We start from the raw sequence: 23,107 nt of genomic DNA on the forward strand, positions 1-23,107 counted from the left end.
AACTACCAGGCGGGCGGCGGCCCGTACCGGTGCTGTCCGGTCGTCGGATCCGCCGCGTCCGGATCTCCCCCCGGACCTCCCCGCGGGCCCTCGGCCGCCGTGCGGCGCCGGGCGGTCAGGATCCACGCGCCCAGCCCGATCAGCAGGAGCGAACCCGTCCCGAAGCTCGTGTAGGCCACCGCCTGGAGCGTGTCGCGATCCTCGGCGCCCGGGCGGCGGCCCATGGGCTCGGGCTGGAGCGGCGAGGCCGCCTTGCGGGCCTCCCGCTTCTCGGCGTCGGTGAGCCCGAAGCCCGCCTTGACCGCGTTCCCGTCGTAGGCCGGGCCACCGCGGGCCTGCCCCGCGACCCGTACCCGCAACGTCATCGGGACCGTACCGTCCAAGTGGGGTTCCACGTTCGGGGGATTGACCGTGACCGCCAGGTAGTACCCGCCAGTGAGGCTCATGGCGCGCACCGAGTAGTCGGACTTCGCGTACCGGTTCCCGTACGCCGCCGGGGCGGTGCTGACCTCGGTCCGCGGCCGCTCGCTCTCCTGGGCCAGGGCGGTGCCCCGCTTGGCCAGCCCCCGCGCCGGGTTGTAGGCGCGCATGGCCACCGCCTGGCCGAGTGGACCGGTGCTCTTGTCCGCCGCGTCGGCGGGGAGTTCGGCGATGGCGGATATCTGCTGTCCCCAGTCGACCGGCACCCGGTAGAAGTGCGTCTCCCCCGGCTCGAAATCGTCCCGCCACACCCCTGTGGACACCAGCGGCGCGTCGGAGAACCCCTGCCCGCCCTGGCGCGGCCTGGGGCCGCCGGACGGCGGCTGGGGCGGCTTGGTGTGCCAACTGCCCTCCGGAGCCGGGCCCGTGGAGCCGCCCTTCACCGGCGGCTCCACCATCAGCCGCAGCTCCAGCGGCCAGCTGTCGGGGTCCGCGGAGCCCGCCTGGCGCTCCACGGTGACCAGATACCGGCCCGCCGTGCGGCAGGACGCCACCGAACCCGAGCCGGTCTGCCGGGTGACGTAGTCGGCGAGGGGATAGGCGACCCCCTTCGTCTCGATCCGCCGGGGGACCGTGCCGCAGACACCACCCGCGGGGTTCTTCAGCGTCACCGTGACGCCGTCGCGGTAGGAGACGACGCCGGCGCCCGGCCGGGGCGCGGCGACGGCCGAGACGTAGGCGGTGGACTTCGCGTCGAGGTCGACGCCGTAGAACCGCTTCTCGCCGGGCCCGAGGCTGTCGGCGTACGTGCGGCCGGGTCTCAGGGACGGGGCGCCCGCGCCGCTCCCGGAGCCCTGCACCGGGGTGCCCTGGACCCGGTACTCCCGGGCCCCCGCGGGGCTGTCGGCGGCAGCGACCGGGATCTGCACCGCCATCGTCGCCACGGCGCACAGCGCCGTCACCGCGGTGAGACCGGCCCTGTCCCTGCTGCGGTGCTTCATCGCGTCCCCCCTCGTCATACCGGGCGTCATACCGGTCGACCAGCACGTCACATTCACTTATGCAAGCGATTCATTTGCGAGAGTAAAGACGAGGGCCCCGACCGCTGCAGCGATCGGGGCCCTCGTAACGGGACTGTGGGGGTCACACACCCGAACCTGCGGGCACGGAGTCGGTCGCCTCCGTCCACAGATCCTGCTCGGCGCGATCCGCCTGGATCTGGCGGTACACGAGGAGCCCGCCGATGGCGGCCAGTGCGACCAGGAGAAGCTTCTTCACCGCGCTACCTCGTCTCTTTCTTGACGTAGGGGACCTCTGGCGCCCGATGATACACACCGGCCGATACCGTTCGGTGACCTATGCCCGGCATCGGGCGGTCGGTATCCGGTCATCAACTCCCGGGCACCCAAATGAATCAGCCTGGACGGAGAATCTCCGTCCAGGCTGATCGTGCCGGTGGGGCTAACAGGACTTGAACCTGTGGCCTCTTCCTTATCAGGGAAGCGCTCTAACCGTCTGAGCTATAGCCCCGCGCTGCACCGAAAGATTAGCGCACCACCAGCCCAGTCCCAAAATCGGTGAACGCGGCCGCCCCCGCTCGGCTACTCGTCCTCCGCGAGCGTCAGCTCCACGCCGCCCACGAAGCCCGACGACAGGTTGTAGATGAACGCGCCCAGCGTGGCCAGCGCGGTGGCCAGCACCACGTTGATCACAGCTATCACCGAGGTGAACGTGATGACGCGGGGAAGCGACAGGAACGACTCCAGGTCGAAGCCGCCGCCCTGCTGTCCCTCGGTCGCCTCGCTGACGGTCCCGCCCACCGCGCTGAAGACGCCCATGGCGTCCATGACCATCCACAGCACCGACGCCGCGACCACCGTGCAGATCCCGAGCGCGATCGCGAGCAGGAAGCTGACCTTCATGACCGACCACGGGTCGACCTTCGCGACCCGCAACCGCGCCTTGCGCGTACGCGGCGCCGGACGCGCGGCGGGCGCACCACCGGCGCCGGCGCCCGGACGGCGCGCAGCAGCCCCATGGGGCTGCTGCCCGGGCACGGCGGGCTGCGCGGAGGTGCCGCGCCCGGCCGTGGCCGCGCCGCCGCCGGGCGGCGGGGCGTAGGCCTGCGGCGGGTGGTACGGCCGCTCGGGCTGCGGCTGGGCGGCCCGCTCACTGGGCAGCGGGCTCGACGTGTGCCGCTCGGGCTGGGGATCCGACGCGGGCACGGGACGCAGCTTCCGCGTGTCCGTCACCGTGCTCCCGGAGTCCGCTCCGTCCCGGGGGTCGGCGGCGGGGCCACGGGCGTCTTGCGCGGCGGACGCACCGCCCGCGGAGGGCGGGGTCTTCGATCCCGGACGCCCTTCGGCTCCCGTGCCGCCACCCGCTCCGCCCGTGGCTCCACTCACGACTTACTCCTCGGTCGTCTCATCGGCCGGGGACGGCCTGCCCCCGGCCGCCTCGGACGCGGCCTCCTCGGCTGCCTCGATCGCGGTCTCGATGACGTCCTCGACCTCTTCAGCCTCACGACCGGCCTCGGCGTTCCGGGCGATGCCGACGACGGCATCGCGCTTGCCCAGGTTGATCAGTTGGACGCCCATGGTGTCACGGCCCGTCTCCCTGACCTCGCTGACCCGTGTCCGGATCACACCGCCCCCGAGCGTGATGGCGAGGATCTCGTCGCTCTCCTCGACCACCAGCGCTCCGACCAGCGAACCCCGGTCCTCCACGATCTTGGCGGCCTTGATTCCGAGGCCACCGCGACCCTGGACGCGGTACTCGTCGACGTTCGAACGCTTCGCGTACCCACCGTCGGTGGCGGTGAAGACGAACGTACCGGGCCGGACGACATTCATCGAGAGCAACTCGTCGTCCTCGCGGAAGCTCATGCCCTTCACGCCCGAGGTCGCGCGCCCCATCGGCCGCAGCGACTCGTCGGTCGCCGTGAACCGGATCGACTGCGCCTTCTTGCTGATCAGCAGCAGATCGTCCTCGGCGGAGACCAGCTCCGCGCCGATCAGCTCGTCCTCGCGGCCGTCTTCCATCTCACGGAGATTGATGGCGATCACACCGCCGGAGCGCGGCGAGTCGTAGTCCTTCAGCGGCGTCTTCTTCACCAGACCCGACTTGGTGGCCAGCACCAGATACGGCACCGCCTCGTAGTCCCGGATCGCCAGGATCCGGGCGATCTGCTCGTCGGGCTGGAACGCCAGCAGGTTCGCGACGTGCTGGCCGCGCGCCTCCCGGCCCGCGTCCGGGAGTTCGTACGCCTTCGCCCGGTAGACCCGCCCCTTGTTGGTGAAGAACAGCAGCCAGTGGTGGGTGGTCGAGACGAAGAAGTGGTCGACGATGTCGTCCTGCTTCAGCTTCGTCCCGCGCACGCCCTTGCCGCCGCGCTTCTGCGAGCGGTAGTCCTCGGTCTTGGTGCGCTTCAGATAGCCGCCACGGGTGATCGTGACGACGATGTCCTCCTCGGCGATCAGGTCCTCGATGGACATGTCGCCGTCGAAGGGGATCAGCTTGGAGCGCCGGTCGTCGCCGAACTTCTCGACGAGCGCGGTCAGCTCCTCGCTGATGATCTGCCGCTGTCGCTCGGGCGAGGCGAGGATCGCGTTGTACTCGTTGATCTTCGCCTGCAGCTCGTCGTGCTCCTGGATGATCTTCTGACGCTCCAGGGCGGCCAGCCGCCGCAGCTGCATCTCCAGGATCGCGTTCGCCTGGATCTCGTCGATCTCCAGCAGCTCCATCAGGCCGCCGCGCGCGGTGTCGACCGTGTCGCTGCGCCGGATCAGCGCGATGACGTCGTCGATCGCGTCCAGCGCCTTGAGCAGGCCGCGCAGGATGTGCGCCCGCTCCTCGGCCTTGCGCAGCCGGAAGCGGGTCCGGCGGACGATGACCTCGATCTGGTGGGTGACCCAGTGCCGGATGAACGCGTCCAGCGACAGGGTCCGCGGCACGCCGTCGACCAGCGCCAGCATGTTGGCGCCGAAATTCGTCTGCAGATCGGTGTGCTTGTAGAGGTTGTTGAGGACGACCTTGGCGACCGCGTCCCGCTTGAGGACGATGACCAGGCGCTGGCCGGTGCGCGACGAGGTCTCGTCACGGACATCCGCGATGCCGCCGATCCTGCCGTCCTTCACCAGGTCGGCGATCTTCTGCGCCAGGTTGTCCGGATTGACCTGGTACGGCAGCTCCGTGACCACCAGGCACTGCCGGCCCTGGATCTCCTCGACCTCGACGACCGCGCGCATCGTGATCGAGCCACGGCCGGTGCGGTACGCCTCCTCGATGCCCTTGCGGCCCACGACCAGCGCGCCGGTCGGGAAGTCCGGGCCCTTGATCCGGTCGATCAGGGCGTCGAGCAGCTCCTCCGGGGTCGCCTCCGGGTTCGCCAGGAACCACTGGGCGCCCTCGGCGACCTCGCGCAGATTGTGCGGCGGGATGTTGGTGGCCATACCCACCGCGATCCCCGCCGAGCCGTTGACCAGCAGGTTCGGGAACCGGGCCGGGAGGACCGTCGGCTCCTGGTTACGGCCGTCGTAGTTGTCCTGGAAATCGACGGTCTCCTCGTCGATGTCCCGGAGCATCTCCATGGCCAGCGGGGCCATCTTGCACTCGGTGTACCGCATGGCCGCCGCGGGGTCATTGCCCGGGGAGCCGAAGTTGCCGTTGGAGTCGACCAGCGGCATGCGCATGGACCACGACTGGGCCAGCCGCACGAGGGCGTCGTAGATGGACGAGTCACCGTGCGGGTGGTACGTGCCCATCACGTCGCCGACGACGCGGGCGCACTTGTAGAAGCCCTTCTCGGGGCGGTATCCGCCGTCGTACATCGCGTACAGCACGCGCCGGTGCACCGGCTTGAGGCCGTCCCGGACGTCGGGCAGCGCACGGCTCACGATGACGCTCATCGCGTAGTCGAGGTACGAGCGCTGCATCTCGGTCTCGAGGCCGACCGCCTCGATGCGCATGGCGGCGCCGTCGGCGAGTTCGTCGGGCGTGGTCGGGTTGTTCTCGTCGGCCATTGCTGGTCAAGTCCTTCTGTCGTCTACGGCTGCGGGTGGCCGACTCAGATGTCGAGGAAGCGGACATCCTTGGCATTGCGCTGGATGAACGAGCGCCGTGCCTCGACGTCCTCGCCCATCAGGACCGAGAACAGATCGTCGGCCTGCGCCGCGTCGTCCAGCGTGACCTGGCCGAGGACCCGGCTGTCGAGGTCCATGGTGGTCACGCGCAGCTCCTCGGCGTTCATCTCGCCCAGACCCTTGAAGCGCTGCACCGAGTCATCCCTGATGCGCTTGCCCTGCTCGCGGCCGGCCTGGATCAGAGCGTCCCGCTCCCGGTCCGAGTACGCGTACTCGAAGTCGTCCCGCCCCCACTTGATCTTGTAGAGCGGCGGGCGGGAGAGGAAGACGTGCCCGGCCTCGACCAGCGGACGCATGAAGCGGAAGAGGAACGTCAGCAGCAGGGTGTTGATGTGCTGGCCGTCGACATCGGCGTCCGCCATCAGGATGATCTTGTGATAGCGGAGCTTGGCGATGTCGAAGTCCTCGTGCACACCGGTGCCGAAGGCCGAGATCAGCGCCTGGACCTCGTTGTTCTGGAGGATCTTGTCGACCCGGGCCTTCTCGACGTTGAGAATCTTGCCTCGGATCGGAAGGATCGCCTGGTACTGCGGGTCACGTCCGGACTTGGCCGAGCCGCCGGCGGAGTCACCCTCGACGATGAAGATCTCGCACTTCGACGGGTCGTTGGACTGGCAGTCGCTCAGCTTGCCCGGCAGCGACGCGGTCTCCAGCAGCCCCTTGCGGCGGGTCAGATCGCGCGCCTTGCGGGCCGCCACCCGGGCCGTCGCCGCCTGGATCCCCTTGCGGATGATGTCCGCGGCCTCGTTGGGGTTCCGGTCCAGCCAGTCGGCCAGATACTCGTTGACGATCTTCTGGACGAAGGTCTTCGCCTCGGTGTTGCCCAGCTTCGTCTTCGTCTGGCCCTCGAACTGCGGCTCGCCCAGCTTGACCGAGATGATCGCGGTCAGGCCCTCGCGGATGTCCTCACCGGTGAGGTTGTCGTCCTTCTCGCGGAGCAGCTTCTTGTCACGCGCGTACTTGTTGATCAGGTACGTCAGCGCGGCCCGGAAGCCCTCCTCGTGCGTACCGCCCTCATGGGTGTGGATGGTGTTCGCGAAGCTGTAGACACCCTCGGAGTACTGGGTGTTCCACTGCATCGCGATCTCGAGGGAGAGCAGCCGCTCCTTGTCCTCGGCCTCGAAGCCGATCACCGTGGGGTGGACCAGCTCGCCCTTGCGGGAGTTGAGGTACGTGACGAAGTCGACGATGCCGCCCTCGTAGTGGTACTTCACGGAGAGCGGGTTGCCCTCCTCGTCCACATGGGCCTCGCGCTCGTCCTTCAGCGAGATCGACAGTCCCTTGTTCAGGAACGCCATCTCCTGGAAGCGCCGGGACAGCGTCTCGAACGAGTACTCGGTGGTCTCGAAGATGTCCCCGTCGGCCCAGAAGGTGACCGTCGTGCCGGTCTCGTCCGTGGCCTCGTTCCGGGCCAGCGGCGCGGTCGGCACCCCGGTCTTGTAGTCCTGGGTCCAGCGGTATCCGTCCGTCTTGACCTCGACCGAGACCTTCGACGACAGGGCGTTGACGACGGACACGCCGACGCCGTGCAGACCACCGGAGACGGCGTAGCCGCCGCCGCCGAACTTGCCGCCCGCGTGCAGGACGGTCAGCACGACCTCCACGGCCGGCTTCCCCTCCGAGGGGACGATGCCCACCGGGATCCCGCGGCCGTTGTCGACGACGCGGACGCCGCCGTCGGGAAGGATCGTCACGTCGATGGTGTCCGCGTGACCGGCCATGGCCTCGTCGACGGAGTTGTCGACGACTTCCTGGACCAGGTGGTGCAGGCCGCGCTCACCGGTGGAACCGATGTACATACCGGGTCGCTTGCGGACCGCGTCCAGCCCCTCCAGGACGGTGATCGCACTGGCGTCGTACGACGGCGGAGCCAGAGCCTCGCCGTCGGGGGTGGACGTGATGTTTTCGATGGGGTTGCCGGAATCGGCCACGAAGCGCCCTTTCTGGCACAGCACATGCCGTCTCCGGGCAGGCAGGAGCGGCTGCGTCGTTCAACATGTGTCCGCAAGCGCTCGGTGCGCCAGCGGCGACGGTGTACTCGCCCAGTCTACCGGTAGCTCCGACAAGAATGGGGGCTTGCTGGCGCCTGAGTCCGCATGTGCCGCCCTGAACCGGTCGCCAGCGACTCCCCATATGCGGGGATGGGCTCCAGGAGGCTCACACCGCCACTCAGCGCTTCGGGCTGTCAACCACCGGCGACCGTGACCGGGGGCTTAAGCCGTCACCCTGTGCTCAGGCGTCCATACGGGCCCCGGAGGGCTCCTCACGGGCCCCCGGGGCGCACGGTCAGCCGTAGGTGTCGCCCGGGCCGGTGCTGCCGGGGGAGCGCAGCGGACCATAGCGCCGGGGCGGGCCGCCCGGGCCCAGCACCTTGATCAACCGCACCGTGCCCTGCCCGAGGTCGGCGTTGAGCCGGGCCACCAGCTGCGGTGCGAGCAGCCGCAGCTGGGTCGCCCACGCCGTGGAGTCGCAGCGCACGGTCAGCACCCGGGCCTCCTCGTCGTACCGCTGCGGCTCACAGTGCTGGGCGACCTCCGGGCCGACCATCTGGGGCCAGCGGCCCATCACCCCGCCGACCGCCGCCGGCGCCTCCCAGCCCCGCTCGGTGATCAGCCGGTTGATCGCCGTCCCCAGCGGAAGCGGATCGCGCCCATCGGCGCGCGCGCCGGAACGCAAGCCCCCTCGACGCGCCTGCTTCTTCTGCTGGGCGGCCGCTCCGCGGGCCCGCGCCTGCTCCTTGGCGGCGCGCAGCGCGACGCGCGCCAGATCGACGCCCGAGGGCTCGGGGGTCCTGGGGTCCGTCATACCCGCCGCACCTCGCCCTCGGCCACCGCGTAGCGCACGCCCGCCAGCACCTCCGGGACGTCCTCCTCCACGGCCGCCGTGACCAGCACCTGCTCACCGGGGGCGACCAGCTCGGCCAGCCGCTCCCGGCGCCGGGCGTCCAGTTCGGCGAAGACGTCGTCCAGCACCAGCACCGGTTCGGCGCCCTCCGCGCGCAGCAGGTCGTACGAGGCGAGACGCAGCGCGAGGGCGTACGACCAGGACTCGCCGTGGCTCGCGTAGCCCTTGGCCGGAAGCCGCCCGAGCTTGAGGACGAGATCGTCCCGGTGCGGCCCCACCAGCGTGACGCCGCGCTCGATCTCCTGCTTGCGCGCGTCGGCCAGGGCTGCCATCAGCCGCTCGTACAGCTCCTCGCGGCTGCCGGCCGCGGTCAGGTCCTCACCGGCCGAACCGCGGTACTCCAGCAGGACCGGGCCGCCGCCCGGGGCCAGTTGCTCGTACGCCTTGTCGGCGAGCGGCTGCAGCACGGAGATCAGGTCGAAGCGCTGGGCGAGCAGTTCGGCGCCGGTCCGGGCCAGGTGCTGGTCCCAGACGTCGAGGGTGGACAGCGCCGCGTCGCCGCCGCTTCCGCCCCGCGAGCCGTGCCGGCGGGCCAACGCGGCCGTCCTCAGCAGGCTGTTGCGCTGCTTGAGCACCCGGTCGTAGTCCGAGCGGACCCCGGCCATCCGCGGCGCGCGGGCGGTGATCAGCTCGTCGAGGAAGCGGCGGCGCTCACCCGGGTCGCCCTTGACCAGGGCCAGATCCTCGGGCGCGAACAGCACCGTGCGCAGGATGCCGAGCACATCGCGCGGTCTGACCTGCGAGGACCGGTTGATGCGGGCGCGGTTGGCCTTGCCGGGGTTGAGCTCCAGCTCGACCAGCTGCTGCCGGTCCCCCTGGACCACCGCGGCCCGGACGACCGCCCGCTCGGCCCCCATGCGCACCATCGGGGCGTCCGAGGAGACGCGGTGACTGCCGAGGGTGGCGAGATAACCGACGGCCTCGACCAGGTTGGTCTTGCCCTGGCCGTTGGGCCCGACGAAGGCGGTGACGCCCGGGCCCAGGGCGACCTCGGCCCGGGCGTACGAGCGGAAGTCGGCGAGCGACAGATGCGTGACGTGCATGGTGGGCTGCGCCGACCTCCCCCGGCAGTACTACACCCCTGTGGGGCTGCTTACTTGGTGTTCTCGACCGCGTGACCGCCGAACTGATTGCGCAGCGCGGCGATCATCTTCATCTGCGGGGAGTCGTCCTGACGCGAGGCGAAGCGGGCGAACAGGGACGCCGTGATGGCGGGCAGCGGCACCGCGTTGTCGATCGCGGCCTCCACGGTCCAGCGGCCCTCGCCCGAGTCCTCGGCGTATCCGCGCAAGCGGGACAGGTGCTCGTCGTCGTCCAGGGCGCGGACCGCCAGGTCCAGCAGCCAGGAGCGGATGACGGTGCCCTCCTGCCAGGAGCGGAACACCTCGCGGACGTCGGTGACCGAGTCCACGGCCTGCAGCAGCTCCCAGCCCTCGGCGTACGCCTGCATCATCGCGTACTCGATGCCGTTGTGGACCATCTTGGCGAAGTGGCCCGCGCCGACCTTGCCCGCGTGGACGGCGCCGGCACTCCCCTCGGGCTTGAGCGCGTCGAAGACCGGCTGGACCTGGGCGACGTGCTCGGCCGAGCCGCCGTACATCAGCGCGTAGCCGTTCTCCAGGCCCCAGACGCCGCCGGAGACACCGCAGTCGACGAAGCCGATGCCCTTGGCCTTCAGCTCCTCGGCGTGCTTCTCGTCGTCCGTCCAGCGGGAGTTGCCGCCGTCCACGACGACGTCGCCGGGCGACAGGAGTTCGGCCAGCTCGTCGATGGTGGTCTGGGTGGCGGCACCGGCCGGAACCATGATCCAGACCACTCGCGGACCCTTGAGCTTGCTCACCAGTTCACCGAGGCTGTGAACATCGGCGACGTCCGGGTTGCGGTCGTATCCGATGACGGTGTGGCCTGCGCGGCGAATGCGCTCGCGCATATTGCCGCCCATCTTGCCGAGGCCGACGAGACCGAGCTCCATCAGAGATCCTTATGCCGTAGTCAGTGCGGTTTTCGTACCTGGGACCGAGCCTACGCCCGCGAGTGTCCGCACAGATGTTGGCTACACCTGCTCATCCGCTCGGTCTTCGGCCGCTCAGCCGCTCAGCCGGACCGGCATGATCAGGTACTTGTACGCGTCGTCCGCCTCGGCGTCCATCGCGGGCCTGCCGCTGAGCAGGGCGGGCTTCGTCGACGTGGTGAACGACAGCTGGGCGACCGGGGAGTCGATCGCGCTGAGCCCGTCGAGCAGGAACGTCGGGTTGAAGGCGATGGAGATGTCGTCGCCGTCGAGCTGCGCGTCGACGCGCTCCACAGCCTGTGCGTCGTCGCTGGAGCCGGCCTCCAGGATCAGCACGCCCTGCTCGAAGCTGAGCCGCACCGGGGTGTTCCGCTCGGCGACCAGCGCCACACGCTTGACGGCCTCCACGAAGGGGGCGGTCTCGATCACGGCGACGGAGTTGAACTCGGTCGGGAAGAGCGTGCGGTACTTCGGCAGGTCACCTTCGAGCAGCCGGGTGGTCGTACGGCGCCCGGCGCCCTCGAAGCCGATCAGTCCCTCGCCCGCACCCGAGCCGGACAGCGCCAGGGCGACCGTGTCGCCGCTGGTCAGGGACTTGGCGGTGTCGAGCAGCGTCTTGGCGGGGACCAGCGCGACGGCGGAGACGTCCGGCGTCTCCGGCTTCCACAGGAACTCGCGGACCGCGAAGCGGTAGCGGTCGGTGGAGGCCAGCGTGACGGTGTCGCCCTCGATCTCGATGCGCACACCGGTGAGCACCGGCAGGGTGTCGTCCCGGCCGGCCGCGATGGCGACCTGGGCGGCGGCGGCGGCGAAGACCTCACCGGGGACGGTGCCGGTGGCGGTCGGCATCTGCGGCAGCGCCGGGTACTCCTCCACAGGCAGTGTGTGAAGGGTGAAGCGCGACGAGCCGCAGACGACGGTCACGCGCACACCGTCGCTGGAGATCTCCACAGGGCGATTGGGGAGAGCGCGGCAGATGTCGGCGAGGAGGCGGCCGGAGACCAGGACCGTGCCGTCGTCCTCCACGTCGGCCTCGACGGAGACGCGGGCCGAGACCTCGTAGTCGAAGCCGGAGAGGCTGAGGGCGCCTTCCTCCGCCTTCAGCAGGATGCCCGCGAGGACGGGCACCGGCGGACGGGCCGGGAGGCTGCGGGCCGTCCAGGCCACTGCCTCCGCGAGTACATCGCGCTCCACCCGGATCTTCACCGGAAACCGCCTCCTGCTGTTGCTGGCTCGCCCTGCTGGCCTTCGTCGTCGGCTGATGTGCCGGAGACCAGTCTGACGCACGCCGCTGACAGTCGGCGCGGCTCGGGGTCAAGTCGGTGCGCGACGTGTCGGGCCGCCCGGCCCGAAGTTGTGCACAGGCCCCACTTCGAAGCGATTTCCCTGCTCTAACTCTGTGGTCGTAGTAGTAGGGCTTGTGGAAACCGTGGATAACTGACTTTGCGCAGCTCAGGGCTGCTTTTTTGTCCACCGGGCCTGTGGGCGGCGCCCGTGGACAACTCACGCGCTCTGTGGACGCCGGGAAGTTCTGCACACGCGATGCACAGGAGACACCCGGTTCTCCCCAGCGGCGTCCCCAGTTTTACCCACCTTCCCCACAGCCCAACCCGGCTCCTTGGTGTGACGCCTTTCACTCGGTTCGGTGAGAGAGGCCATTTCGTTGCCGAACAGTGGACAGGCGTGTGGAGAAGCTGTGGGCAACCGGCCCGTGGCTGTGGGCGGCCGGTGGACAACGCGAAGCACGGCCTGTGGGCCATCCCGTCGTCCACAGACTGTGGACCACGGTTTGCCACAATTCCACACCCTGCTGACCTCGACAGATCCCATCCTGCACCCCAAGCCTGTGGACGAATTCTGGACAACGGAGAAGTCCCCAAGGTGTGGACGGCCCATCCGCTGTGGATCTGTGGAGAACTGGCCTGTCAGGACAGGGAATCGAACAGCTGGGGAGGCCGAACGACGAAGGGCGCCCCGGGAGTTGTCCGTCCCGGAGCGCCCTTGTCCGTCTCTGCGGTGCCTCTGCGACCTTCCGCGGCGCCTCAGCGGCTGTCCGTACGGAGCGCCGCGCGTGCCTCTGGTGCCGCCGTGTGGCGGCTGTGCGGCCCGCTCAGCCGTTCTTGATGCGGTTGGTCAGCTCGGTGACCTGGTTGTAGATGGAGCGCCGCTCGGCCATCAGCGCCCGGATCTTGCGGTCCGCGTGCATCACCGTCGTATGGTCCCGGCCGCCGAACTGTGCGCCGATCTTGGGGAGCGAGAGGTCGGTCAGCTCACGGCACAGGTACATCGCGATCTGCCGCGCCGTGACCAGGACCCGGCTGCGGGAGGCGCCGCACAGGTCGTCCACCGTGTGCCCGAAGTAGTCGGCGGTCGCGGCCATGATCGCGGTGGCGGTGATCTCCGGGGCCGCGTCCTCGCCGCCGGGGATCAGGTCCTTGAGGACGATCTCGGTGAGGCCGAGATCCACCGGCTGCCGGTTCAGGCTCGCGAAGGCCGTGACCCGGATCAGCGCGCCCTCCAGTTCCCGGATGTTGCGGGAGATCCGGGAGGCGATGAACTCCAGGACCTCCGGCGGCGCGTTCAGCTGCTCCTGCACCGCCTTCTTGCGGAGGATCGCGATACGCGTCTCCAGCTCCGGCGGCTGCACATCGGTGATCAGACCCCACTCGAAACGGTTGCGGAGCCGGTCCTCCAGGGTCACCAGCTGCTTGGGCGGCCGGTCGGAGGAGAGCACGATCTGCTTGTTGGCGTTGTGGAGCGTATTGAAGGTGTGGAAGAACTCCTCCTGCGTCGACTCCTTGCTCGCCAGGAACTGGATGTCGTCGACCAGCAGGATGTCCATGTCGCGGTAGCGCTTGCGGAACGCGTCCGCCTTGCCGTCGCGGATGGAGTTGATGAACTCGTTGGTGAACTCCTCGGAGCTCACGTAGCGCACCCGGGTGCCGGGATAGAGGCTGCGGGCGTAGTGCCCGATGGCGTGCAGCAGATGCGTTTTGCCGAGCCCGGACTCCCCGTAGATGAAGAGCGGGTTGTACGCCTTGGCCGGCGCCTCGGCGACCGCGACCGCCGCGGCGTGCGCGAAGCGGTTGGAGGCGCCGATGACGAAGGTGTCGAAGAGGTACTTGGGATTCAGCCGGGCGGTCGGCTCACCGGGGCCGGACGTGGGCGCGGGCTGCGCGGCGAGCGGGCCGGGGGCGCCGGTCTGCGAGGGCAGGACGGGCGGTCCGCCGCGGGCGCGCTCCAGCGGGTCGGGGAGGTCGTGGCGCTGCTGCTCGTACGGCGGCCGCTCGGGTACGCCGCCGTGGCCACCGGGGCCGCCATGGTTCCCCGGGCCTCCCCCGGGTCCGCCCGGGCCGGGGCGCTCCGTGCCGGGGCCCCGGTACTCGCCGCGCTGCTGCTGGTCGTACGGCTGCTGCTCGTAGCCGGATGAGGAGCGCTGCGACGCGTACGGATCGGCCTCGGGGAAACCGCCGAGCCGGGGCTGCTGCCAGCCGTAGTCGTCATGGGGCCGCTGCCAGGCGGCGGGCTCGGGGCGCTGCTGCTGGTAGCCGGGGTACGCGGGGCGGGCGGTCGGCAGCCCGTCGGGCGTCTGGCGGCCGTAGCCGTCGCGGCTCTCGTATCCCTCGTAGCCGTCGCGACCGTCGCGGCTTCCGTAACCGTCGCGGCGGTTCTCATAGCCGTCCCGGCTGTCGCGCTGCGGCTGCTGCGGGACGATCGGCTCGCCCGCCGACTCGTCGACGGTGATCGCGATGCGGATCGGGCGGCCGCACTCCCGGCTCAGCGTCTCGCTGACGATCGGGGCCAGCCTGCCTTCCAGCACGCCTTTGGCGAATTCATTGGGGACGGCGAGCAGCGCGGTGTCGGCGACGAGCGCGAGGGGCTGGCACCGTTTGATCCAGTGCTCGTCCTTGGCCTCGACGCCCTGTCCTCCCTGACCCGTGCCTTCTCCCAGAAGCCTCTCGAGCACGCGTGGCCACACTGCGGCAAGATCGGCAGGTACGTCAGCCACAGGGCACGCTCTCTCACTCGCTGGGTGGGGGACGCCGACATGTCCCACGAAAGGTGGTTCTCGGGACGGGTGGGAAGGAATCGGAGCCCGGCCACGGTAGTCAGGCCGGGGTTCAGGGTTCAAGTCGTTGTCCACAGGGTGTGTACAAATGTGCCATGTGATGTCGCCGGTCGTTCCCTTGCCCCCGCGGGCGGGCCGGGCGGGGCGTCCTCCGGGCCGTCTGTCGGTTTGACCGGATGGCGTAACCGCGCGTACCGTAACCAGGTCGAGTTGTCGATGGCTGCTGCCGCCTGCCTCCGATGGGCAAGGGTCACGGACTTCATGATCCGTGATCGTGAAGCGGTGCACTCGGGCGTATTGCGAGCTACTCGTGGGCGCACGGTGACAGCCAGGCGATGTACCGCCACTACCCGATTCATTTCTGGAGCCCCCGAGTGAGCAAGCGCACCTTCCAGCCGAACAACCGCCGCCGCGCGAAGACCCACGGCTTCCGGCTGCGTATGCGCACCCGTGCCGGCCGCGCGATCCTCGCGTCTCGCCGTAGCAAGGGTCGCGCCCGCCTGTCTGCCTGAGCAGCCTGACCCAAGGTCCATGACGTGCTGCCTACCGAGCATCGGCTGAGGCGGCGCGAGGACTTCGCGGCCGCGGTACGCCGAGGACGCAGGGCTGGTCGCCCGCTTCTTGTCGTGCACTTTCGCAGCGGCCTCACCAGCAAAAACACGGACCCGCACGCATCTGGGGAGAGTGCTCCCCCGACGCGTGCGGGTTTCGTCGTCAGCAAGGCGGTCGGCGGTGCCGTCGTCCGTAATCTGGTGAAGCGCAGACTGCGCCATCTCATGCGGGACCGACTCGATCATTTTCCCGCAGGTAGCCTTGTGGTCGTACGGGCGCTGCCCGGTGCGGGTGAGGCGGGTCACGACCAGCTGGCCCGCGACCTCGACACCGCGGTCCAGCGGCTACTGGGAGGGGTGCCGAGATGAAGTACCCGCTGCTGTGGTTGATCAAGCTGTACCAGTGGACCATCAGCCCGATGTTGGGACCGGTCTGCAAGTACTACCCGTCGTGCTCGCACTATGGCTATACGGCCATCGACCGGCACGGCGCGGTGAAAGGAACGGCGCTGACGGCGTGGCGCATCCTGCGCTGCAACCCGTGGTCGCTCGGTGGCGTCGACCACGTGCCGCCCCGGAAGCATCCGGTGTGGCACCAGCGGCTGCGGAACCGCTTCGGCGGGCACTCCGCTGTGGAACCTGCCGCACAGCCCGAGACCCAGCCCAACGCCCAAGGAGCCTGATTCGTGGACACGATCCTCGGTCCTCTTTATGACGTAGTTTCCTGGATCATCGTCCAGTTCCACTCGTTCTACAGCCTCATTTTCGACCGGAACAGTGGCTGGGCGTGGGGTCTGTCCATCGTTTCGCTGGTGGTGCTGATCCGCATCTGCCTGATCCCGCTCTTCGTGAAGCAGATCAAGTCGACGCGGAACATGCAGGCGCTCCAGCCGAAGATGAAGGCGATCCAGGAGCGCTACAAGAGCGACAAGCAGCGACAGTCCGAAGAGATGATGAAGCTGTACAAGGAGACGGGCACCAACCCGCTCTCCAGCTGCTTGCCCATCCTCGCGCAGTCGCCGTTCTTCATCTCGCTCTACCAGGTCCTCAACCACATCGCGAACAACAGGACGGTCGGCGTCATCGACCAGTCGCTGTTGGACAGCGCCCGTAACGCGCACATCTTCGGCGCTCCCCTGTCCGTGAAGTTCATGGACTCCGCCTCGAAGGTCGAGTCCCTCGGAGCCTCGCTGACGGACGTCCGCATCGTGACGATCACCATGATCGTGCTGATGTCGGCGTCGCAGTTCTTCACTCAGCGCCAGCTGATGACCAAGAACGTCGACCTCACGGTGAAGACGCCGTTCATGCAGCAGCAGAAGATGCTGATGTACGTCTTCCCGATCATGTTCGCCGTCTTCGGCATCAACTTCCCCGTCGGTGTCCTCGTCTACTGGCTGACCACCAACGTCTGGACCCTCGGGCAGCAGATGTTCGTCATCCGCCGCAACCCGACCCCGGGCAGCGTCGCCTACAAGGCGCGCCAGGAGCGCCTGCGGGCCAAGGGCAAGCTGAAGGAGGAGCCGGCCGAGGTCGCCGCCAAGAAGGCCGTCGAGACCGCGCGCGCCAACCGCCAGCAGCCCAAGCGGCAGACCAAGTCGCAGCGCACCACCGCCGGCGGCCACGGCCACAGCAGGGCGACGGCGCAGTCGGCGTCCGCGGCGAAGCTGGACAAGTCCGACCAGGAGCCGACGCAGCAGAGCGCGGCGGAGAAGAAGGGCTCGCAGGGCGGCAAGCCTGCCGGCGGCTCGGCCTCCGGCTCCCGGAACACGAAGTCCGGGCAGCGCAAGGGTCAGCAGCGTCCCAAGCACCCGTCCAAGAAGTAACGAAGGAGTCCATCCGTGACGGAAGGCACCACCCCCGCCGCCGAGGGTGTCGACACCCTGACCCGCCTCGAACAGGAAGGGGAGATCGCGGCCGACTACCTCGAAGGTCTGCTGGACATCGCGGACCTCGACGGTGACATCGACATGGACGTCGAGGCCGACCGCGCAGCGGTGTCGATCATCAGCGACTCGACCAGCCGCGACCTGCAGAAGCTGGTCGGCCGGGACGGCGAGGTGCTGGAGGCCCTTCAGGAGCTGACCCGGCTCGCGGTGCACCGGGAGACCGGCGACCGGAGTCGGCTGATGCTCGACATCGCCGGATACCGGGCCCGTAAGCGTGCCGAGCTGACCGAGCTGGGCACCAAGGCCGCGGAAGAGGCGAAGGGCACCGGTGAGCCGGTGAAGCTCAAGGCGATGACGCCCTTCGAGCGCAAGGTGGTGCACGACGCGGTGGCCGCCGCTGGACTGCACAGCGAGTCCGAGGGCGAGGAGCCCCAGCGCTGCGTGGTCGTACTCCCGGCCTGACCAGGCCCGGTCCCATGGTCGACCCGGCCCCGTCTGCGCGCAGGCGGGGCCGAATCTTGTCAGCCTTACATCAGCGTTCACCACAGTGCTCGGTACGGAAGGACGGTCCCCGTGACGGAAGCAGCGGAGCTCCCCCCGGCGCCCGAGGAGGCTCGGGATGTATTCGGTGACCGCTTCCCGGAGGCCGTTCGGTACGGCGAGCTGTTGGCCGATGTGGGCGTGACCCGCGGGCTGATCGGCCCGCGCGAGGTGCCGCGGCTGTGGGAGCGGCATCTGCTGAACTGCGCCGTGCTCTCCGAGGTGGTGCCCGAGGAGGTCACCGTCTGCGATGTGGGCTCCGGCGCCGGTCTCCCCGGTATTCCGCTCGCCCTGACCCGCCCGGATCTGCAGATCACTCTGCTGGAACCGCTGCTGCGGCGTACGAACTTCCTGCGGGAGGTGGTGGAGCTGCTGGGCCTGGACCATGTCACGGTCGTGCGTGGCCGGGCCGAGGAGGTCCTGGGGAAGCTGCCCCCGATGCACGTGGTCACGGCTCGGGCGGTGGCCCCGCTGGACCGGCTGGCCGGTTGGGGGGTTCCGCTACTGCGGCCGTACGGGGAGATGCTGCTGCTGAAGGGTGATACGGCCGAGGAGGAGCTGAAGCATGCCCGGGCGGCGCTGAGTAAGCTCGGTGTGGTGGGGACGTCGGTGCTGCATGTCGGCGAGGGCGTCGTCGATCCGCTGTCCACCGTGGTGCGGGTCGAGGTCGGGGAGAGCCCCGGGGGTGTGCGCTTCGCCGCGAAGCGCGCCAAGGCGGCGCGCAAGGCGCCACGGCGTCGGCCCTGAGTGCTCGGACGTAGACCGGGCGGCTTGACGGGGTGCTCCATACAAGCTGCCTAAACTACGCATACCGGAGTGTCGCGACGGATCAACGGGCCTGTCCGTGCATCGTGTTTCACGTGAAACGTCGCTCCCTGCTGCATGGAATCATCAGTCGCGGTCGTGCGGCGGCTCTGCCCCGCGACCGCCGCCCCCGTAAAGACGTGGATTCATCCACAGGAGAATGGGCCTCGCTGGTTCACAACCCCCAAAGCATGGCAGGCTCTGTGCATCGCGAGCCTGATGTCGAGGAGAGTGAATCCTTGCGGTCCGACGCCAACATCGCGGGGCCGATGACCGACCCGGTCCCCGGCCCCCGTACCGAATCGGCGGGGGAGGACGTTTCACGTGAAACTCCGCCCCCGATGGACGACACCCCTATTGGCCGTGCCGCTCAACTGGCGGTGGACGCGCTTGGCCGGGCTGGTGAGGGACTGCCCAGGCCGGAGCAGACCCGGGTGATGGTGGTCGCCAACCAGAAGGGCGGGGTCGGGAAGACCACGACCACGGTCAATCTGGCGGCGTCTCTCGCCCTGCACGGCGGACGGGTCCTTGTGATCGACCTCGACCCACAGGGCAATGCCTCGACGGCGCTGGGGATCGATCACCACGCCGAAGTCCCCTCGATCTACGACGTGCTGGTCGACAGCAGGCCGCTGTCCGATGTGGTGCAGCCGGTACCGGACGTGGAGGGGCTGTTCTGTGCCCCGGCCACCATCGACCTCGCCGGAGCCGAGATCGAGCTGGTCTCCTTGGTGGCGAGGGAGAGCCGGCTGGACCGGGCCATCCAGGCCTACGAGCAGCCACTGGACTACATCCTCATCGACTGTCCGCCCTCGCTCGGGCTGTTGACGGTCAATGCGCTGGTCGCCGGGGCGGAAGTGCTGATCCCGATCCAGTGCGAGTACTACGCGCTGGAGGGGCTCGGGCAGCTCCTGCGCAACGTCGATCTGGTGCGGGGTCATCTCAACCCCAAGCTCCATGTCTCGACGATCCTGCTTACGATGTACGACGGCCGGACCCGGCTGGCCTCCCAGGTGGCGGACGAAGTCCGCAGCCACTTCGGCGGCGAGGTGCTCCGGACGAGCATCCCGAGATCGGTGCGCATCTCCGAGGCCCCCAGCTATGGGCAGACGGTTCTCACCTATGACCCGGGATCGAGCGGAGCGCTCTCCTATCTCGAGGCGGCCCGGGAGATCGCGCTTCGGGGGGTCAGCGTGCAGTACGACGCTCAGCACGCTCATGCCTTGCCCATGCCCGAGATCAGCCAGCACGACCAGCACAGCATGCAGGAGGGGATTCAGTGAGTGAGCGACGCAGAGGACTGGGCCGTGGGCTCGGTGCTTTGATCCCTCCCGCGCCGAAGGGGGCCGATAACGCCGGACCCGCGACGGGCGGGGGAACGACCACCACCTCAGGGGCTACGACCTCGCCGACCGCGGTCCCGGTGCTCACCCAGGAGCGCGGGGTGGCGGCGGCCAAGGTGGCAGGTCTGTCCCCGCAGAGCGTTCCACGTGAAACCGAGCCGCCCGCCCCGCCGGAGAAGGAACCCGAGGCCGCGCCGGCGTCCCCGGTGGATGAGGTGGCCGGGGCGCACTTCGCCGAGCTGCCGCTCGACTTCATCACGCCCAACCCCCGACAGCCGCGCGAGGTGTTCGACGAGGACGCCCTGGCCGAGCTGGTCACCTCGATCCAGGAGGTCGGCCTCCTCCAGCCGGTTGTGGTGCGGCAGTTGGCGCCGGAGCGCTATGAGCTCATCATGGGCGAGCGGCGCTGGCGGGCCTGCCGTGAGGCGGGGCTGGAGAAGATCCCCGCGATCGTCCGGGCCACCGACGACGAGAAGCTTCTGCTCGACGCGCTGCTGGAGAACCTGCACCGGGCTCAGCTCAATCCGCTCGAAGAGGCCGCGGCGTACGATCAGTTGCTGAAGGACTTCAACTGCACGCATGACGAGCTGGCGGACCGGATCGGGCGTTCGCGTCCGCAGGTCTCCAATACGCTGCGGCTGTTGAAGCTCTCTCCCTCTGTCCAGCGCAGGGTCGCGGCGGGTGTGCTCTCCGCGGGCCATGCCCGGGCCCTGCTCTCCGTGGAGGACGCGGACGAACAGGACCGGCTGGCGCATCGCATCGTTGCCGAAGGGCTGTCGGTGCGCGCGATCGAGGAGATCGTCACCCTGATGGGTTCGACGTCGGGTGGCACTCCCAAGGCGAAGGGGCCGCGGGCCGGTACCCGGGTGTCCCCCGCGCTGACGGATCTGGCGTCCCGGCTGTCGGACCGGTTCGAGACCCGGGTGAAGGTCGACCTCGGTCAGAAGAAGGGGAAGATCGTCGTCGAGTTTGCCTCGATAGACGATCTGGAGCGGATTCTCGGCACCCTGGCCCCGGGCGAAGGCCCGGTACTGGAGCAGCCGCTGTCCGCCGAGGACGAGGCGGCGGACGAGGGCGAATGAGGCGCTGACCGTGCGGCTCGGCCGTGGGAAAGCGCGGAGTGGGGCGGGTCGTGTTCCGATGACATCGGGACACGACCCGCTCTTTTCCCACGGGCGGTATCGGTGCAATCTCCGCACGGATACGATGCGATCAGGTAGGGCGGTTCCATGGGGAGGCACCTCATGCGAAGGGCAGGGCCATGCGATCGGTGAGCCGCACCGGACTGGTGGCCACAGGGTTGGGCCTGGGCGCTGTCGGCGGTTTTGTCGGTAGTCTGATCAGGGAGCGTAGTGCGCTGTCAGCCGCCCGTGCCGCGGCTGGTCACGGAAGTGAGGGACTGGCTTCATGGGGCGTCGGCTTGTACCGCTCACGCTGGACAACCTCCCGGACATCCCCAAGCGCTGTCGCGCGTGTGTCTTCTGGGAGCTCGACCCGGTCAGCGGCGAGGCTGCCGTAAGGGCCGGACGTCCGGAGCTGGAGAAGGAAGCCTGGATCTCGGCCGTTCTGCTGGAGTGGGGATCCTGCGGCCGAGTGGTCTACGTCGATGATGTGCCGGTGGGCTTCGTGCTCTACGCGCCGCCCGCGTATGTGCCGCGGTCCACGGCCTTTCCGACGAGCCCGGTCGCGGCGGATGCCGTGCAGCTGATGACCGCCTGGCTCATGCCGGGCTACCAGGGTCAGGGGCTGGGCCGGGTGATGGTCCAGACCGTCGCGAAGGACCTGATCCGCCGGGGCTTCAAGGCGATCGAGGCGTTCGGAGACGCCACCTGGAAGGAACCGGCGTGTGTGCTGCCCGCCGACCACCTTCTCGCGGTGGGCTTCAAAACCGTGCGGCCGCATCCGCGGTATCCCCGGCTGAGGCTTGAGCTGAGAACGACGATCTCCTGGAAGGAGGACGTCGAGCTGGCGCTGGACCGCCTGCTCGGGGCGGTCCAGAAGGAGCCCGCTCTCCGTCCGCTCTGAGCGTTCCACGTGAAACACGAAGGGGCTGCCCTCTCGGGCAGCCCCTTCGTGTATGCGGGTGGTGGCTCAGCCGATGAAGTCGGCCAGATCGCGCTCGATCGCGGCCTTCGGCTTGGCGCCGACGATGGTCTTGGCGACCTCGCCGCCCTGGTAGACATTGAGCGTCGGAATGGACATCACGCCGTACTTGGCGGCCGTGGCCGGGTTCTCGTCAATGTTGAGCTTGGCGATGACGATCTTGTCGGCGTGCTCGGCGGCGATGGCCTCCAGAGAGGGGGCGATCTGCCGGCACGGACCGCACCACGCGGCCCAGAAGTCGACGAGTACCGGCTTGTCGCTCTTGAGGACGGTCTCCTCGAAGTCGGCGTCCGTCACGGTGACCGTGGCACCGGCCATGGCTACTCTCCTTAATCGTTGGTGCAGGGATGGAAGCGGATTCAGACAGTCGCGTCTTCGCTGTCGCCCAGGGAGGCCAGGAAGCGCTCGGCGTCCAGGGCGGCCGCACAACCGGTGCCGGCGGCGGTGATCGCCTGACGGTAGGTGTGGTCCACGACATCACCCGCGGCGAAGACACCCGGCACGTTCGTGCGAGTGGAGGGCGACTCGACCTTCAGGTAGCCCTCGTCGTCCAGGTGCAGCTGGCCCTTGAACAGCTCGGTCCGCGGGTCATGGCCGATCGCGATGAAGAGACCGGTAACCGGCAGCTCGGAGGTCTCGTCCTTCTTGACGTCGCGCAGGGTCAGGCCGGACAGCTTGCCATTGCCGTGGATCTCCGTGACCTCGCTGTCCCAGACGAACGAGATCTTCGGGTCGGCGAAGGCACGCTCCTGCATCGCCTTGCTGGCCCGCAGCGTGTCCCGACGGTGGACCACGGTGACCGACTTGGCGAACCGCGACAGGAAGGTCGCTTCTTCCATCGCGGTGTCACCGCCGCCGATGACGGCGATGTCCTGGTCCTTGAAGAAGAACCCGTCACAGGTGGCACACCAGGAGACGCCACGTCCCGAAAGCTCGTCCTCGCGGGCCAGCCCCAGCTTGCGGTGCTGGGAGCCGGTGCTGACGATGATGGTCTTCGCGCGGTGCACCGTACCGGCGGAGTCGGTGACGGTCTTGATGTCCTCGCTGAGGTCGACCGCGACCACATCGTCCGGGATCAGCTCGGCGCCGAAGCGCTCGGCCTGCCCCCGCATGTTGTCCATCAGGTCGGGGCCCATGATGCCCTCGCGGAAGCCGGGGAAGTTCTCCACATCGGTGGTGTTCATCAGGGCACCACCGGCGGTCACGGATCCTTCGAAGACCAGCGGCTTCAAGGAAGCGCGGGCGGTGTAGAGCGCGGCCGTATAGCCCGCGGGCCCGGAACCGATGATGATCACGTTGCGGACGTCGCTCACGGATGTCTTCCTTGTCTCT

Annotated in this window: 21 protein-coding genes and 1 tRNA gene; 9 read left to right on the top strand and 13 right to left on the bottom strand. The window is 68.9% G+C overall.

Going from position 1 to position 23,107, the window contains the following annotated elements; genetic code table 11:
* Positions 1–2: 2 nt before the first annotated feature.
* From ASC60_RS01680 to dnaA, 11 genes are all read right to left on the bottom strand, one after another.
* Positions 3–1,439 carry a hypothetical protein gene (locus ASC60_RS01680; RefSeq protein ID WP_234356741.1) on the bottom strand — a complete coding sequence of 479 codons (1,437 nt, stop codon included), beginning with the start codon at positions 1,437–1,439 and terminating at the stop codon, positions 3–5.
* Positions 1,440–1,563: 124 nt separating this feature from the next.
* On the bottom strand, positions 1,564–1,698 hold the full coding sequence (locus tag ASC60_RS42545) for a DLW-39 family protein (RefSeq protein WP_003958712.1): 135 nt from the start codon (positions 1,696–1,698) through the stop codon (positions 1,564–1,566).
* Between the two features lie 178 nt (positions 1,699–1,876).
* A tRNA-Ile gene (locus tag ASC60_RS01685) sits at positions 1,877–1,950 on the bottom strand.
* 71 nt (positions 1,951–2,021) lie between these two features.
* A complete protein-coding gene (locus ASC60_RS01690; protein WP_370592879.1) occupies positions 2,022–2,672 on the bottom strand; it encodes a DUF3566 domain-containing protein in 651 nt (216 codons plus the stop codon).
* 156 nt (positions 2,673–2,828) lie between these two features.
* On the bottom strand, positions 2,829–5,441 hold the full coding sequence (gene gyrA / locus ASC60_RS01695; RefSeq protein ID WP_055545931.1) for a DNA gyrase subunit A: 2,613 nt from the start codon (positions 5,439–5,441) through the stop codon (positions 2,829–2,831).
* 44 nt (positions 5,442–5,485) lie between these two features.
* On the bottom strand, positions 5,486–7,516 hold the full coding sequence (gyrB, locus tag ASC60_RS01700) for a DNA topoisomerase (ATP-hydrolyzing) subunit B (protein ID WP_055545933.1): 2,031 nt from the start codon (positions 7,514–7,516) through the stop codon (positions 5,486–5,488).
* Between the two features lie 331 nt (positions 7,517–7,847).
* Positions 7,848–8,366 (bottom strand): DUF721 domain-containing protein, encoded by a 519-nt coding sequence (locus ASC60_RS01705; protein WP_055545935.1) that lies wholly within the window; start codon positions 8,364–8,366, stop codon positions 7,848–7,850.
* Entirely contained in the window at positions 8,363–9,508 is a 1,146-nt protein-coding gene (gene recF, locus ASC60_RS01710) for a DNA replication/repair protein RecF (protein ID WP_055545937.1), read from the bottom strand. The genes ASC60_RS01705 and recF overlap by 4 nt, the downstream gene beginning before the upstream one ends.
* 50 nt (positions 9,509–9,558) lie before the next feature.
* Entirely contained in the window at positions 9,559–10,437 is an 879-nt protein-coding gene (gnd, locus tag ASC60_RS01715) for a phosphogluconate dehydrogenase (NAD(+)-dependent, decarboxylating) (protein WP_055545939.1), read from the bottom strand.
* A gap of 114 nt (positions 10,438–10,551) precedes the next feature.
* Positions 10,552–11,682, bottom strand: a complete 1,131-nt coding sequence (dnaN, locus tag ASC60_RS01720) for a DNA polymerase III subunit beta (RefSeq protein WP_055545940.1) — start codon at positions 11,680–11,682, stop codon at positions 10,552–10,554.
* 904 nt (positions 11,683–12,586) lie between these two features.
* Entirely contained in the window at positions 12,587–14,485 is a 1,899-nt protein-coding gene (dnaA, locus tag ASC60_RS01725; protein ID WP_055545941.1) for a chromosomal replication initiator protein DnaA, read from the bottom strand.
* A 434-nt stretch (positions 14,486–14,919) separates the two neighbouring features.
* On the opposite strand from dnaA, the gene rpmH reads away from it, so the two are divergent.
* From rpmH to ASC60_RS01760, 9 genes are all read left to right on the top strand, one after another.
* Positions 14,920–15,057 (top strand): 50S ribosomal protein L34, encoded by a 138-nt coding sequence (gene rpmH, locus ASC60_RS38665; RefSeq protein ID WP_003956500.1) that lies wholly within the window; start codon positions 14,920–14,922, stop codon positions 15,055–15,057.
* A gap of 24 nt (positions 15,058–15,081) precedes the next feature.
* Positions 15,082–15,465 carry a ribonuclease P protein component gene (gene rnpA, locus ASC60_RS38670; protein WP_079038092.1) on the top strand — a complete coding sequence of 128 codons (384 nt, stop codon included), beginning with the start codon at positions 15,082–15,084 and terminating at the stop codon, positions 15,463–15,465.
* Entirely contained in the window at positions 15,462–15,779 is a 318-nt protein-coding gene (yidD, locus tag ASC60_RS01730; protein WP_009716485.1) for a membrane protein insertion efficiency factor YidD, read from the top strand. Before rnpA ends, yidD begins: the two co-directional genes overlap by 4 nt.
* A 3-nt stretch (positions 15,780–15,782) precedes the next feature.
* Positions 15,783–16,922, top strand: a complete 1,140-nt coding sequence (yidC, locus tag ASC60_RS01735; protein ID WP_055545942.1) for a membrane protein insertase YidC — start codon at positions 15,783–15,785, stop codon at positions 16,920–16,922.
* A gap of 15 nt (positions 16,923–16,937) precedes the next feature.
* A complete protein-coding gene (locus ASC60_RS01740; protein WP_055545943.1) occupies positions 16,938–17,447 on the top strand; it encodes a R3H domain-containing nucleic acid-binding protein in 510 nt (169 codons plus the stop codon).
* Positions 17,448–17,558: 111 nt separating this feature from the next.
* Entirely contained in the window at positions 17,559–18,272 is a 714-nt protein-coding gene (gene rsmG, locus ASC60_RS01745; protein ID WP_055545944.1) for a 16S rRNA (guanine(527)-N(7))-methyltransferase RsmG, read from the top strand.
* Positions 18,273–18,520: 248 nt separating this feature from the next.
* Positions 18,521–19,612: a ParA family protein gene (locus ASC60_RS01750; protein WP_079038093.1), complete on the top strand. Its 1,092-nt coding sequence runs from the start codon at positions 18,521–18,523 to the stop codon at positions 19,610–19,612.
* Entirely contained in the window at positions 19,609–20,754 is a 1,146-nt protein-coding gene (locus tag ASC60_RS01755; protein ID WP_079038094.1) for a ParB/RepB/Spo0J family partition protein, read from the top strand. The genes ASC60_RS01750 and ASC60_RS01755 overlap by 4 nt, the downstream gene beginning before the upstream one ends.
* Before the next feature lie 325 nt (positions 20,755–21,079).
* On the top strand, positions 21,080–21,697 hold the full coding sequence (locus ASC60_RS01760) for a GNAT family N-acetyltransferase (RefSeq protein WP_055545947.1): 618 nt from the start codon (positions 21,080–21,082) through the stop codon (positions 21,695–21,697).
* Between the two features lie 66 nt (positions 21,698–21,763).
* Here the strand turns inward: ASC60_RS01760 and trxA are convergent, their stop codons facing one another.
* Both trxA and trxB read right to left on the bottom strand, forming a co-directional pair.
* Positions 21,764–22,093 (bottom strand): thioredoxin, encoded by a 330-nt coding sequence (gene trxA, locus ASC60_RS01765; RefSeq protein ID WP_009716492.1) that lies wholly within the window; start codon positions 22,091–22,093, stop codon positions 21,764–21,766.
* Between the two features lie 41 nt (positions 22,094–22,134).
* Positions 22,135–23,088, bottom strand: coding sequence for a thioredoxin-disulfide reductase (trxB, locus tag ASC60_RS01770; RefSeq protein ID WP_055545948.1), 954 nt, complete (start codon positions 23,086–23,088; stop codon positions 22,135–22,137).
* Between the last annotated feature and the right edge of the window lie 19 nt (positions 23,089–23,107).

This window comes from Streptomyces sp. NBRC 110028 (assembly GCF_001417735.1).
Classification (GTDB): Bacteria; Actinomycetota; Actinomycetes; order Streptomycetales; family Streptomycetaceae; genus Streptomyces.